The sequence below is a fragment of the Rhodobacter sp. SGA-6-6 genome (genome assembly GCF_011043545.1).
Taxonomy (GTDB): Bacteria; Pseudomonadota; Alphaproteobacteria; order Rhodobacterales; family Rhodobacteraceae; genus Pseudogemmobacter.
The window spans coordinates 162913-176393 of sequence record NZ_JAAKGP010000005.1 but is presented as its reverse complement, the minus strand read 5'-3'; the positions used below and the strand labels follow the sequence as shown (position 1 = coordinate 176393).

At 72.2% G+C, this 13481-nt stretch carries 12 protein-coding genes; 6 read left to right on the top strand and 6 right to left on the bottom strand.

The features are described from left to right. Nucleotides 1-21 precede the first annotated feature (21 nt). The 4 genes from glgX to G5B31_RS11405 form a co-directional block, all read right to left on the bottom strand. On the bottom strand, nucleotides 22-2067 hold the full coding sequence (glgX, locus tag G5B31_RS11420) for a glycogen debranching protein GlgX (protein WP_165017571.1): 2046 nt from the start codon (nucleotides 2065-2067) through the stop codon (nucleotides 22-24). 1 nt (nucleotide 2068) lies between these two features. Beyond that, nucleotides 2069-3184 carry a sugar phosphate nucleotidyltransferase gene (locus G5B31_RS11415; protein WP_165017568.1) on the bottom strand — a complete coding sequence of 372 codons (1116 nt, stop codon included), beginning with the start codon at nucleotides 3182-3184 and terminating at the stop codon, nucleotides 2069-2071. An 87-nt stretch (nucleotides 3185-3271) separates the two neighbouring features. Beyond that, the gene (locus G5B31_RS11410; RefSeq protein ID WP_165017565.1) at nucleotides 3272-3829 is read right to left on the bottom strand and encodes a DNA-3-methyladenine glycosylase; all 558 of its coding nucleotides are present in this window, start codon (nucleotides 3827-3829) and stop codon (nucleotides 3272-3274) included. Between the two features lie 314 nt (nucleotides 3830-4143). Then, a complete protein-coding gene (locus G5B31_RS11405; protein ID WP_165017562.1) occupies nucleotides 4144-4650 on the bottom strand; it encodes a ferritin-like domain-containing protein in 507 nt (168 codons plus the stop codon). Nucleotides 4651-4768: 118 nt separating this feature from the next. Between G5B31_RS11405 and G5B31_RS11400 the strand changes: the two genes are divergently transcribed. From G5B31_RS11400 to G5B31_RS11390, 3 genes are read left to right on the top strand one after another with little or no spacing between them, the layout of a single operon-like run. Further along, nucleotides 4769-6169, top strand: a complete 1401-nt coding sequence (locus G5B31_RS11400; protein WP_165017560.1) for a cytochrome ubiquinol oxidase subunit I — start codon at nucleotides 4769-4771, stop codon at nucleotides 6167-6169. A 2-nt stretch (nucleotides 6170-6171) separates the two neighbouring features. Continuing rightward, entirely contained in the window at nucleotides 6172-7179 is a 1008-nt protein-coding gene (gene cydB / locus G5B31_RS11395) for a cytochrome d ubiquinol oxidase subunit II (RefSeq protein WP_165017557.1), read from the top strand. Then, the gene (locus tag G5B31_RS11390; RefSeq protein WP_165017554.1) at nucleotides 7179-7280 is read left to right on the top strand and encodes a DUF2474 domain-containing protein; all 102 of its coding nucleotides are present in this window, start codon (nucleotides 7179-7181) and stop codon (nucleotides 7278-7280) included. The genes cydB and G5B31_RS11390 overlap by 1 nt, the downstream gene beginning before the upstream one ends. Before the next feature lie 230 nt (nucleotides 7281-7510). Here G5B31_RS11390 and G5B31_RS11385 read toward each other — a convergent pair whose 3' ends face one another. Continuing rightward, nucleotides 7511-9292 (bottom strand): mechanosensitive ion channel domain-containing protein, encoded by a 1782-nt coding sequence (locus G5B31_RS11385; protein WP_165017551.1) that lies wholly within the window; start codon nucleotides 9290-9292, stop codon nucleotides 7511-7513. Between the two features lie 556 nt (nucleotides 9293-9848). On the opposite strand from G5B31_RS11385, the gene G5B31_RS11380 reads away from it, so the two are divergent. Further along, a complete protein-coding gene (locus tag G5B31_RS11380) occupies nucleotides 9849-10064 on the top strand; it encodes a DUF2934 domain-containing protein (RefSeq protein WP_165017548.1) in 216 nt (71 codons plus the stop codon). On the opposite strand, the gene G5B31_RS11375 is transcribed toward G5B31_RS11380, so the two are convergent. Beyond that, nucleotides 10055-11119 (bottom strand): NAD(P)-dependent oxidoreductase, encoded by a 1065-nt coding sequence (locus G5B31_RS11375; RefSeq protein WP_165017545.1) that lies wholly within the window; start codon nucleotides 11117-11119, stop codon nucleotides 10055-10057. The two genes, G5B31_RS11380 and G5B31_RS11375, sit on opposite strands and share 10 nt — an antisense overlap. A 468-nt stretch (nucleotides 11120-11587) precedes the next feature. On the opposite strand from G5B31_RS11375, the gene G5B31_RS11370 reads away from it, so the two are divergent. Both G5B31_RS11370 and G5B31_RS11365 read left to right on the top strand, forming a co-directional pair. Beyond that, nucleotides 11588-12208: a sigma-70 family RNA polymerase sigma factor gene (locus G5B31_RS11370; protein WP_165017542.1), complete on the top strand. Its 621-nt coding sequence runs from the start codon at nucleotides 11588-11590 to the stop codon at nucleotides 12206-12208. A 243-nt stretch (nucleotides 12209-12451) separates the two neighbouring features. Next, nucleotides 12452-13474 carry a sugar phosphate nucleotidyltransferase gene (locus G5B31_RS11365; RefSeq protein WP_165017539.1) on the top strand — a complete coding sequence of 341 codons (1023 nt, stop codon included), beginning with the start codon at nucleotides 12452-12454 and terminating at the stop codon, nucleotides 13472-13474. Nucleotides 13475-13481: the final 7 nt, after the last annotated feature.

Here is a 13481-nt window from a genome sequence, read left to right as displayed (position 1 = left end):
GGTCTTCCCCCTTCGCGGCGGTCAGGACGCGGCGCGCAGCACGGCGACCGACTGCGCCTCGACCTTGCGGACCCCTTCCGCCGCCTCGTCGCGCAGCACCGGCTCGGCCGCAGTGTCCAGCACGCAGCACCATTCCCCCTCGGGCAGGGCGAAGTCGGCATCACCGCCGGCGTTGAACAGCATCAGCAGCGGCCCCCCGGCCAGGTCGAGCCGCAGACCGAAGACGCGCAGGCCCTCGTCCTGCCAGTCGCCCTCCTCCATCGCACCGCCGCGGGGGTGCAGCCAGGAGACGGCGGCTTCGCCCTCGCCCTTCAGGAAGCCGTCCTGCGCCAGCCCGCTGTCGCGGCGGAAGACCGCCAGGTCGCGCAGCACCTGCGCCAGTCCCCCTTCGGCGCCGGACCAGTCCAGCCAGCCGGTAGGGTTGTCCTGGCAATAGGCGTTGTTGTTGCCGCCCTGCGAATTGCCCAACTCGTCCCCCGCCAGCACCATCGGCACCCCCTGCGACAGCATCAGCACCGCCAGCAGCCCCCGCGCCCGCCGCCGCCGCGCCGCCTCGACGGCCGGATCGTCGGAGGGGCCTTCGCTGCCGAAGCTGTCGGAATGGTTGGCGTCGTGGCCGTCCTCGCCGCCCTCGCCGTTGGCCTCGTTGCGGGGGTGGTCGTAGGACAGCAGGTCGCGCAGGGTGAAGCCGTCATGCGCGGTGATCAGGTTGATCGAACTGGTCGCCGGCCGGTGGGCATGGTCGAACTGCACCGGAGAGCCGAGCAGCCGCTGCGACAGCCGCGGCAGCACCGCCTCGCCCTTCCAGAACCGGCGGGTGTCGTCGCGGAACTTGTCGTTCCATTCCCGGAACGGCCAGGGGAAGCCGCCCAGCTGATAGCCGCCCTCGCCCACGTCCCAGGGCTCGGCGATCAGCTTGACCCGGCTCAGCACCGGGTCCTGCCGGATCGCCGCCAGGAAGGCGCCGCGCTGGTCGAAGCCCTGCGGCCCGCGGCCCAGCGTGGAGGCAAGGTCGAAGCGGAAGCCGTCGACATGCATCGACTCGACCCAGTAGCGCAAGCTGTCCATCACCATCCGCAGCACCATCGGATGGGCGAGGTTCAGCGCGTTGCCGGTGCCGGTGGTATCGTAGCAATGCCGCCGATCCTCGGCCAGCATGTAGTAGCTGGCGTTGTCGATGCCGCGGAAGGACAGCGTCGGCCCCTTCTCGCTGCCCTCGGCGGTGTGGTTGTAGACCACGTCGAGGATCACCTCGATCCCCGCCTCGTGCAGCCGCTTCACCGCCGCCTTCACCTCGCGCGCGGCGCCGCTGCGCAGATAGGGGCGGTGCGGGGCGAAGAAGGACAGCGTGTTGTAGCCCCAGTAGTTGCGCAGGCCCCGCTCCACCAGCACCCGGTCGTGGACGAAGCCCTGCACCGGCAGCAGCTCCAGCGTGGTCACGCCAAGGTCGCGCAGATGGCCGATCACCGCATCCGAGGCGAGGCCGGCGAAGGTGCCGCGGGCGGCCTCCTCCACATCGGGATGCTGCATGGTCAGCCCGCGCAGATGCGCCTCGTAGATCATCACGTCGCGCCAGGGATGGTTCAGCGTCCGCTCGGCCTGCCAGTCGAAGACCGGATCGGCAACTACCGCTTTCGGCATGAAGGGGGCGCTGTCGCGGTCGTCTCGCACAAGGTCGTCCTGCGCCGGGTCGTGGCCGAACAGCTCGTCCGCCCAGGTCAGCTCGCCCGCCAGTTCCATCGCATAGGGGTCGAGCAGCAGCTTGGCCGGGTTGAAGCGATGGCCCTCTTCCGGCGCCCAGGGGCCATGGACGCGGTAGCCGTAGCACTGGCCCGGCCCCACCCCGGGCAGGAAGCCGTGCCAGATGCCGCCCTCCATCTCGGGCAGGTCGGCGCGCCAGGTCTCACGGCCGCCCTCTGGATCGAAGAACACCAGTTCCACCCGCTCGGCATGGTCGGAGAAGAGGGCGAAGTTGGTGCCGCCGTCGCGCACGTCGGCGCCGAGGCGCGCAGGGCTGGCGGCGGCGCGGTCGAAGGCCAGCGCCGGCACGGGGACGGGCATCTGCATCTCAGGCCTCCTGCAGGCCGGGACAGGGCCGCCAGACCACCACCGCCCGCCGCCGGGCATGGGCCGCACGCCAGCGGTCGGCCATGGCGGCGGTGATCAGCACGGTGCCGCCGGGGGTGATGCGGAACCAGCGGGCATCCTCCTCCGGGTCGCGGCCGGCGGTCAGGCCGTCCGGCACATGCGCGCCGGGGGCGACGATGCAGCGGCTGAGCCGCACCCCCGCGCCGAGGGTGGCGCCCGGCAGCAGCACGGTGCCGCGGGCGGCGGCCAGCCGCGCCTGCGGCGGAGTGCGCCAGTCCAGCGGGAAGGGTCTCAGCGCCTCGTCGCGCAGGAAGTCCAGATGCGCCAGCCGGTAGCCGTCCAGCGTGCCCACGTCGCGCCAGTAGAAATCCGCTTCCGCCGGGCGGTGGACCTGCGCCGCGCCTTCGGTCACCGCCATCGGCAGGATGTCGTGGCCGAAGTCGTTGCAATCCGGGTCGGCCAGCGCCTGCTCCAGCCAGCGCCGGTCGAAAACATAGACGCCCATGCTGATCAGGGCGCGGCCGGGATCGCCCGGCATCGGCACCGGCCACGCCGGCTTCTCGGCGAAGGCGGTGATGCCGCCCTGCCGGTCCACCGACAACACCCCGAAGGCCGAGGCGCGGTCGACCGACACGGTATCGGCGGCCACCGTCACGCTGCGCCCCGAGGCCAGGTGGTCGGCGATCATCGCGCGGTAGTCCATCCGGTAGACGTGGTCGGCCGAGAGCACCAGCACCAGCTCCGCCCCGCTGGCCCCAATCTCGGCCAGGTTCGCCCGCAGCGCGTCGGCGGTGCCGAGATAGCCGCGCGGGGTCAGCCGCCGGCCGTCGCGGATCTGCACCCCCTGCCGGAACCGGCCCGCCCAATGGCGCTGCAGGTAGCTGGCCAGCCCCTCGCCTTGGTATTGCGTCGCGGCCATCACCTGCGGCAGGCCGGAGCGGGCGGCGTTCTCCAGCGCGAAATCGACCAGCCGGCCGCCGGCGAAGGGCAGCGCGGGCTTCGATTCCGCATGGGTCAGTTCGTGCAGACGTGTTCCCTTGCCCCCGGCCAGCAGCACGCAGAAGGTGGTCGGGGAAGGGAGAAGGGTATCGGGCATGGCAGACCTCTGGTTGCACCTGCCCGGATCAATTCCCGCGCCGGGGAATTGTTCCCGGCCCCGGCGGAACCGGCAGAGCCTCGCCGGTCAGCTGCCGGGAAAGCCGCGGCTGAGGTCGGGCGACCCGGCAAGGCCGAAGCGCCAGGGCAGTTCGGTGGCCCGCGAGATGCCGATGCGCGGGCCGGTCAGGATGCGGCCGGGCGGCATCGGGGCGGGGCGCAGGGCCAGCTCGCTGCCGTCGAAGGGGCGGCCGCTGTCCGTCAGCCGGATGTCCAGCGCCTGCCCCAGCCGCCCCGGCCCGGCGCAGAGCGGGCCGACGGGGCGCCGCTGCCGCATGGTCTCAACCCCGACCGAGGGGGAAAGCGCCCGGATCAGCACCGCCTCCCCGGGCCGCCCGACCACGTTGAGGCAGAGATGCAGCCCGTAGGAGCGGTAGACATAGGCGTGCCCGGCCGGGCCGAACATCGCGGCGTTGCGCGGCGTCGGGCCGCGGAAGCTGTGCGAGGCCGGGTCGTCGGCGGCATAGGCCTCGGTCTCGACCACGATGCCGCCGGCGCCGCGGACCACGAGTTCCGCCCCGATCAGGGCGCGGGCAAGGTCAGCGGCCGGAAGCTCCGGGTCGAAGGGCGGGAGGAAGGGTGGCATGGGGGTAGAGTGACGAAGATGGCGGCCCGGTGCAACCCGGGGCCTTGCGATCATATCAGGCATGAAACGGCGCTCTACCGGGCGGGAACAGGCGAGGCACTGCCTCGCCCCCGCCCGCTCGCGGCGGTTGCACCCGGAGACGGTGGCAGCACATAACCCCGAGAGGCCAGCGCCCGACCCGGCGGGCGAGAAGCGCCCGCCGAGGGCGGGGCGGGCGCTGGCCGGGACTTATGGTCCCGGCCGGGACAAGGTGAGCCGTTGCGCTGTGGCGAAGGCACGCGCCTTCGCCAAGGCAGCGGAGCAGTTCCCTGCCCCTACCTTTTCGCCTGCAAATTCGCCTCGTCCCGCGCCAGGAAGATCTGCGTGGTCTGGTCGAGGTGGTCGAACAGCCAGTCGGCCATGTCCTGCTCCTGCACCAGGATCCTTTCGAACACCGCCACCGCGCCGGTCTCGCCCAGCTGCTTCGCCGCCGCGATCAGCACCTTGTAGGCGGCGATCTCCATATGCTCGAAGGTGTAGCTGGCCATGCTGCCCTTCACCACCTCGTCGCCGACGAACATCCCGCTCAGCGCCTGGCCGGTGGCGGTCATCCGCGCCATAGCGTCCTTCATCACCGAGCTGCCGGTGTCCTGCCCCTCCAAGAGCCGGCGCAGGTCCTCGGCCTGGCCCTCGGTCTCGGCGATGTGGCGGTCGATGCGGGCGCTGAGATCGGGATAGTTCTCCAGGCGCGACCGCATCCCGCGCATCATCGTCAGGGCCTGTTCCTCCATGGCATGGGCATCGCGCAGCCAGGCCAGGTAGTGCTCGCGGGTCTCTTCCATCGTTCCGTCCTTTCCTCTTGGGTCCCGGCCTGAACGGACGGGGCCGGGGATTGTTCCAAGGGCGGAACCTTTGCCGCCCCGCCCCGTTGTCCCCCGATACGGCCGCGGGGGGCGGAAGATGTATTCGGCCGAAATGCTGGCGAGGCTGCAGTTCGCCTTCACGGTGTCCTTCCACATCGTCTTCCCGGCCTTCTCGATCGGGCTGGCCAGCTATCTGGCCGTCCTGAACGCGCTCTGGCTGCGCAGCGGCGACCGCAGCTACCTGGTGCTCTTCGACCACTGGAAGAAGATCTTCGCCGTCGCCTTCGGCATGGGCGTCGTCTCCGGCATCGTGATGTCCTACCAGTTCGGCACCAACTGGTCGGTGTTCTCCGACCGGGCCGGGCCGGTGATCGGGCCGCTGATGGCCTACGAGGTGCTGACCGCCTTCTTCCTGGAGGCCGGCTTCCTGGGCATCATGCTGTTCGGCCGCGCCCGGGTCGGCGACGGGCTGCACATGCTGGCCACGGTGCTGGTCGCGGTCGGCACCCTGGTCTCGGCGACCTGGATTCTGGCGGCGAACAGCTGGATGCACACGCCGGCGGGCTTTGCCGTCGCCGAAAACGGCCAGTTCGTGCCGGTCGACTGGCTTGAGATCGTCTTCAACCCCTCCTTCCCCTACCGGCTGGTGCACATGGTGCTGGCCGCCTACCTGACCACCGCGCTGGTGGTCGGCGCCGCCGGCGGCTGGCACCTCTTGAAGGAGCGCAACGACAACCCGGCGGTGCGGCGGATGTTCTCGATGGCGATGGGGATGCTGGCGGCGGTGGCGCCGCTGCAGATCGTCGCCGGCGACCTGCACGGGCTGAACACGCTGGAGCACCAGCCGGCCAAGGTCATGGCGATGGAGGGGCATTTCGACAGCCACCCAGAGGGTGCGCCGCTGATCCTCATCGGCTGGCCCGACCAGCAGGCGAAGACCGTGCATTACGCGGTGGAGATCCCGAAGCTGTCGAGCCTGATCCTGACCCATGACCTGAACGGCCCGCTGGCCGGGCTGGACACCATCCCCGACGCGGACGAGCCGCCGGTGGCGGTGGTGTTCTGGTCGTTCCGCGTCATGGTCGCGCTCGGCCTCGCCATGCTGGGGCTGGCGCTCTGGGGCCTTTGGGCGCGCTGGAAAGGGGTGCTCTACGCCTCGCCCGGGCTGCACCGGGCCGCGGTGCTGATGGGGCCCGCGGGATTCGTCGCAGTGCTGGCGGGCTGGATCACCACCGAGGTCGGCCGCCAGCCCTTCACCGTCTACGGGCTGATGCGCACCGCCGAGAGCCGCTCGCCCTTGGCGGCGGAGGCGGTGGCGGCCTCGCTGACCGCCTTCGTGGTGGTCTATTTCTTCATCTTCGGCGCCGGGATCTGGTATCTCCTGCGGATGATGGCCGCCCCGCCCGGCGCGCCCGGCCCCCGGCTGCGCGAGGGCCCGATCCGCACCGCCGGCATCACCCCCGGTCCGGCCGAAGACCCCCAGGCGACGGAGGAGTGATCATGTGGGGCATGGAACTCTCCTTCATCTGGGCCGGGATCGTCGCCTTCGCGGTGCTGGTCTATGTGCTGATGGACGGCTTCGACCTCGGCGTCGGCATCCTCTTCCCCTTCGCCCGCGACGAGGAGGAGCGGGACCGGATGATGAACTCGGTCGCGCCGGTCTGGGACGGCAACGAGACCTGGCTGGTCCTCGGCGGCGGCGGGCTGTTCGCGGTCTTCCCGCTGGCCTATGCGGTGGTGATGCCGGCGCTTTACGTGCCGATCATCGCGATGCTGCTGGCGCTGATCTTCCGCGGCGTCGCCTTCGAATACCGCTGGCGGACGCAAGGCTGGAAGCGGGTCTGGGACTTCGGCTTCTTCGGCGGCTCGCTGGCGGCGGCGCTGGCGCAGGGCATTGCCCTCGGCGCGCTGGTGCAGGGGATCGAGGTGCAGGGCCGCGCCTATGCCGGCGGCTGGTGGGACTGGCTGACGCCCTTCTCGCTGGTCACCGGGATCGCGCTGCCGCTCGGCTATGCGCTGCTGGGGGCGACCTGGCTGAACCTGAAGCTGACCGGCGCGGTGCAGGACCGGATGCGGCGGCTGGCGCAGCCGGCGCTGGCGGGGACGCTGGCGATGCTGGGGCTGGTCAGCCTGCTGACGCCGCTGCAGGACCCGGTCTATGCCGAGCGCTGGTTCAGCTGGCCGAATGCCGCCTGGTCGCTGGCGGTGCCGGCGCTGGTGGCGCTGACGGCGCTGCGGCTCTGGCGCGGGTTGCAGCGGGGCGAGGAACTGGCGCCCTTCCTCTGCGCGCAGGGGCTGTTCGTGCTGGCCTTCGTGGGCATCGGCATCAGCTTCTACCCGATGATCGTGCCGCCCGCCCTCACCATCGCCGAGGCCGCCGCCCCCGACGCCAGCCTGCGCTTCGCGCTTTACGGCACCGCGGTGCTGATCCCGGTGATCCTGGCCTATACCGCCTTCGCCTACTGGGTGTTCCGCGGCAAGGTCGACCCGGACGAGGGCTATCACTGATGCGCTGGCTGCGCCGGCTGGGCTGGTTCGCCCTGCTGTGGTGTGCCGGGCTGGCGGCGGCGGGGGCTCTGGCGCTGCTGCTGCGGGCGGTGGTGCCGTAACCTTGGCGAAGGCGCGTGCCTTCGCCACAGCGCAACGGTTCCGCATGGACCGGCCGGGTGCCCAAAGCACCCGGCCAGCGCCCGCCCGCCCCTCGGCGGGCGCTTCTCGCCCGCCCGGGCGGGCGCTGGCCTCTCGGGGTTTAGCGTGACCAATGTTTCCGGGTGATATGTCACGCACGGGCGGGGCGAGGCAATGCCTCGCCTATTCCGCCCGGGCCGCGGACTCCGCTTCAGACCGGAGGAGGCGGCAGCGGCTGGGTCTGCACCTGCGCGATCCCCAACTCGCTGAAGCGCAGCGCGATCCGGCGGTTGATCTCGCGCCCCAGGGCCCATTGCGCATTCGGGTGCGAGCGGATGTTGCCCTTGATCACCACCCCCGTGGGCGTGATCTGGTCCACCCCCCACAGCGAGAACGGCCCGGTGACCAGCGATTGCCACTCCGGCTCCTGCGCGATCTCGCGGCCGATGCGGCCGATCTCGGCCAGGGCGCGGTCGGTGTCCTCGGGGTTCAGGATGGTGGCGCTGATCGTATAGGCGCCGTAACCGCGCGAGTTGTTCTTCAGCGTGGTGATCGAGGAGAAGGGGATCGAATGCAGCGCCCCGTCGCCGTCGCGCAGCTTCAGGGTGCGGATGGTCAGCCCTTCCACCACGCCGGTCTTGCCGGCGGCCTCCACCGTCTCGCCGATGGCGATGCTGTCCTCGAAGATGATGAAGATGCCGGTGATCACGTCGCCCACCAGCTTCTGCGCGCCGATGCCGATGGCGATGCCGACCACCCCCGCCCCCGCCAGCAGCGGCGCCACGTCCACGCCCAGGTTCGACAGCACCGAGATCGCCGCCAGCGTGGCGACGACGATGAAAGCGAAGTTGCGCAGGAAGGGCAGCAGGGTGCGGATGCGGGTGCCGCGGCCCATGCTGTGCGAGGCCGACCAGTCCAGCAGCGTGTCGACCAGCGTCCAGATCACCCACAGCGCATAAAGCGCCACCAGCGTGGTCAGCCCGGCGGTGACCGCGGTGCCGTCCTGCCGCAGCCCCGGCCACCACAGCGCGGCGATGGCGCTGGCGGTCCACAGCGCCACCGCGATCTGCACCCCGGTGCGGATCACCCGGCCGAGCCGCAGCGCCAGCCGGTCGCGCAGCCCGGTCCCCGCGACCACCTGCATCCGGCCGAGGATATGGCCGTGCAGCCTTTCGGCCAGCAGGATGCCGACCCCGGCAATCGCCAGCAGCGCCAGCGCCAGCAGCAGGTCGGCGAAAAGGCCGGTGCGGTGGTCGGGGCCGAACAGGCCGTAGCGCCCGGCCATGCCGGCCAGGATCAGCCCGATGGCGAGAAGATGCCAATGGTCGGCGACCCAGCCGGTGACCCGCTCCGGCAGGGTCGGCGGGTCCTCGTCGGGGGTGGCGCTTTCGCCCTTCAGCAGCTGCCGCAGCGTCTGCCGCTGCTGCCAGGCCGCCCGCAGGCCGATCAGCGCCGCGGCGGTCTCCAGCGCCAGCGCGGCGGCCCCGGCCGGCCCGGAGGTCAGCCCGGGCACCCCCTGCCGCAGCAGCAGCGCCGCGACCATCAGCCCGGCGGCGAGGCCGAGCTGCGGCGGCAGGCGGCGGGTGATCTCGCGCGTCGCCCGGCGGCCGAAGGCGGAGAGAAGGGTGAAGGCGCAGTTGACCAGCGCCAGCACCGCCGCTGCCGCCAGCACCGGCAGGAGAAGGCGCAGCAGCCGCTCCAGCTCCGGCCGGTCGGGCCGCGCCAGCGCCGCCCAGACCAGCAGGGCGAGGAGCGCGGCCAGCAGCGGCAGCAGCGCGGCGGCGAGGTAGCGCAGCCACTGGGTCAGCCGGCGGCGCAGGCCCCCGGTCTCGCGCAACCGGGCGGCGATCGTGCTGCGCCAGCGGGTCAGGCCGATCCAGCCGGCCAGCAGGACGGCGACGGCCAGCAACGCTCCCGGCCAGACGGGATCGAGCAGGTCGCGCCAGAGCCGCAGGGTCTCCGGCCCGGGCAGCGACAGGGGCTGCGCCAGCACCGGGCCGGGCGCAAGGACGGGCAGCAGCCGGACGAGGCCGCGCAGGACCGGGGATCGGATGGGCAGGACGGCCTCCCTCTGCGGTTGCCCTGCGGCAACGCCTGCGGAAGGGGAATGTTCCCGGAATTTCCAGAAGATGGGCAGGGATAGCCGGGTCCGCGGCGTCACGATCCGCAACCGGGCCATGCGGGACGGTCCAGCGGAGACGGTGGCAGCGAGAACCATTGCTGGCCGATTCGTGGTGTCGATGTCCGCGATGGAGCCGGGCGGGAACAGGCGAGGCACTGCCTCGCCCCCGCCCGTGCGGACGGTCTCACCCGGAGACGGTGGCAGTTATAAACCCCGGGAGGCCAGCGCCCGACCCGGCGGGCGAGAAGCGCCCGCCGGAGGCGGGGCGGGCGCTGGCCGGGACTTATGGTCCCGGCCGGACAAGGGGAAGCGTTCCACCGTGGCGAAGGCACGGGCCTTCGCCAAGGAAAGCTTGGCAGGAGGCCTCGCCCTGGAACAATCGCCCTCCGCCGCGGTTCCGGCCGCAGGAGACCCGGGGGAGAGACCGATGGAAGACCGCATCGACGACGCCAATGTCCAGCGCATCCGCGACCGCGCCTATGCGCTGTGGGAGCAGGAGGGCCGCCCCTCCGGCCAGGCCGAGCGGCACTGGACCCAGGCGGTGGCCGAGATCGCGGCGCAGGATGCCTATGGCCTCGATGCCGGCACCGTCCGCAAGATGCGCAAATCCGCCAGGGCCAAGCCGAAGCCCCGTCAGGCCTGAACCAGCTCCGCCCTGCCCGGCCCGACCAGCCGGCCCGCCGCCTGCAATTTCCGCAGGTGCAGGCGGTCGTGGTGCGGGATGCCGCGGTCCCTGGTCCACTGGACCAGCTCGCCCAGGCCGTTCGCCAGCCGGGTCTCGGCGGTGAAGCCGATCCGCTCGGCGGCGGCGCCCGGCGCGCCGACCAGATGGCGGCTGGTGCCCGGGCAGGCCACCCGCGCCTCCTTCGGCGCGGTGCCGTAGTCGAAGGCGGCCATGCCGGCGAGACGCGCCGCCTCACGGGCGGTATGGCCCTCGCCGGTGGAGATGTTCAGGGGCGGCATCCGCCGGTCGCAGTTCATCACCGCCAGCCCGACCGCCCGGGCGGCGTCGCGGACGTGCAGCCAGTCCTCGGTCTGGCCGCCGTCCTCCATCAGGAGCGGCGGCTTGCCGGCCAGCAGGCTGGCCACCATCATGCCGATGCCGCCGCAGAAGCCCTCTCCGCCCATCGGCGGGCCGAACAGGCGGCCCATGCGCAGGACGGCGATCTCGGCCCCGGCGACCCTTGCCCACCGCCGCGCCAGCCGCTCGCGCAGGTGGCAGAGCCGCGCCTCGGGCGACAGGGGCGCCGGCGCCGCATCCTCGGGCGTCGGCATCGGCGCCAGCGGCTGGTTGTGGAAGCCCCGCGCCTCCCAGACCCCGACCTTCAGGTCCGATGGCGTGCGCCAGACCGCATGGGGCCGTCCGTCCTCGTCGACATAGCGGCCCTCGCCGTAGACGCCGAGGCTGGATTGCAGCACCAGCCGCCCCACCCCCGCCGCACACATCGCGCGGAGCAGGCCGTGCAGCGGGTCCAGCCCCTCGGCCGGCCCCCCTTCGAGACGGTCGCCGTCGCAATCCAGCGGATGCAGCGGATCGGTCAGATGGACCACCGCCTGCACCCCGCGCAGCGCCTGTTCCAGATCCTCCGCCGGCCGCAGGGTATCGCGGGCGATCACCTCATGCCCCTGCGCCTGCAGGTGGGCCACGACATGGCGGCCGAGATAGCCATGGGCATGGGTCACCAGAACCGGGATCATCGCTTCGCCTCCCCTGTTGCGCCGCCGCGGCCCTCCGGCCCGCGGTCCCCGGCCGCACGGTCTTCCTGCTCATCGGGCCTGATGTCGGGGAAGACGGCGCGCTCCGGCGCGCGCGGCGGGAATCCCTCGCCGACGCCATAGGCGGCGCGCGGCGGCTTGCGGGGCCTGCCGGGGGAAGGTGCGGGCGGGGGAACCTTGTCCTGCATCCCGCCTCAACGCCGGGCGCTTCGGATTGTTCCCCGGAAAAGGCGATGTCCCTCTCCCGCGGGAAGAAGCGGGCCGGGCCTTCGCGGTAATCCGCCGCCCGGCCGGCCGGGCGGCGGTGGAAGGGGAACAATCCCCGCCGCCGCGCATTGTAGAGGGGCGACAGGACGCCAGCGCAATGCTCCACCAAGGGAAGTCTCCTCCGTCCAGAGACGGGACGGAAGGGTCTCTCTTGTGGCGGCCAAGAGAGGGATGACCGACTGCATGAGACTCGCCAGACCCGACCCCCCGTCCCCCGTCGACAGCTGGTCCGGCCCCCGCTCCGGCCCGCGACCGGCCGGTCCGGCACAGGTGCAGGCCCGGCCCTCCCGCCCCGCCGCCGCGAAGACGCCCGAGCCGCCCCCCGCCCGCGGCGGCTGCGGCGAGGAGATCATCAGCTACATCCCGGCGCTGCGGGTCTTCGCCCGCTCGCTCTGCCGCGACCGGACCGAGGCGGACGACCTGGTGCAGGAGACCCTGCTGCGCGCCATCGAGAACATCGACCGCTTCGAGCCCGGAACCAACCTGCGGGCCTGGCTGTTCACCATCCTGCGCAACCGCTTCTATTCCAGCTGGGCCAAGCGGAAGCGGGAACGCACGGGGGATGCGGACTGCGTCTCCGCGATCCCGGTCGCCATCACCGACGGGCAGTTCTGGCACCTCAGGATGCAGGAGATGGAGGAGGCGCTGCAGGACCTGCCCCGCCACTACCGCGAGACCATCATCCTGGTGACGGTTCTGGGCGAAAGCTACATCCAGGCGGCCGAGATCCTGGGCTGCGACATCGGCACGGTCAAGAGCCGGGTCAGCCGGGCCAGGGCCGCCCTGCGCGACCGCCTGGGCTGATCCGCCTCCGCCGTTCTTCCGGGCGGCGGCCCTGTCCGCCCGGAGGCCCCGCCGCGCGCCCTGCCTCTCCCTCGGGGACGCGCGGCCGGGGCCGGGATGGTCCCGCCCGGCGGGGCCATCCTTCCTTGTTTTGAAAACGCGAAAAAGGCCGGGAACAATCCGGCCCGCTGCGGCGTTGTCCGCGCAGGCCGCCCTCCTGCCGGGTCGGCCCCCTTTCCCCTGCCCGCCCCACGGAGGTCTGCGATGCCCCTCTCCCTCGATCCCGCCCTGCCGCCGCCGCGCCGGACGCTGGCCCTTCTGGTCGCGCCGGAACGGCGGGGCGCCTTCCACGAGCTGACCGACTGCAGCGCCGCCCTGCCCTTCGCCTGGGGGCTGCGGGTGATCGACTTCCAGCTGGCCAACCTGATGCGGGCGGGCATCGGCGAGGTGATCGTGCTGCAGCCCGGCGCCGGGCATTCCGGCCTGCGCAACCATATCCGGCAGGTCTGGCGGCCGGTGTTCCGGCGGATCGCCTGCCTGGGGATGAACGCCTCCATCGCCAGCGACCCGGGCGGGATCAACCGCTTCCTGGCGCTGGTCGAGGGCGTCGATCCCGACGACCTGCTGCTCCTGTCGGCCGATCATGTCTGCGAGACCGACCTGGCCGGGATGCTGGCCTTCCACCAGGGCGAGCGCAATCTGGTGACGCTGGGCGCCCATCCCGAGGGGGACGAGGAGGACGGCGCCGCGACGGACCCGCTGAAACAGTGGATCGCCGCGATCAACGGCGGCGAAAGCGCCGGGATCGGCATGGTGGCGCTGGACTGGCACTGGTTCCGCCGCTGGCTGGCGCAGCTGCCCGAGGTGCCGGCCGACCTGCCGCGGCAGGCGGTGACGGCGGCGGCGCGCGAGGCCGGACTGCAGGTCCACCGCACCGCCGACGCCGGGCGCTACTGGCGGCGGGTCGACGGGCTGGACGCCTTTCGCGTCACCTGGCTGGACTTCATCTGCGGGCCGCGGCTGCCCTGCAGCCTGCCGGTGCCGCCCGACCATGTCGGAATGCGGGTGCTGGAGGCCGGCCCCCGCACCAATGTCCGCGACAGCGTGATCATGCCCGGCGCCAGCGTCGGCGAGCGCGCCTTCGTCTCGCGCGCGATCATCGCGCCGGGGGCGCATGTGCCGGACGGGATGGTGATCGGCCAGGACGCCGCGGTCGATGCCCGGCTGTTCCGCCGCGCGCCCGGCGGCACCACGCTGGTGACGGCCGAAATGCTGGCGGCGCTGTGACCGGGAG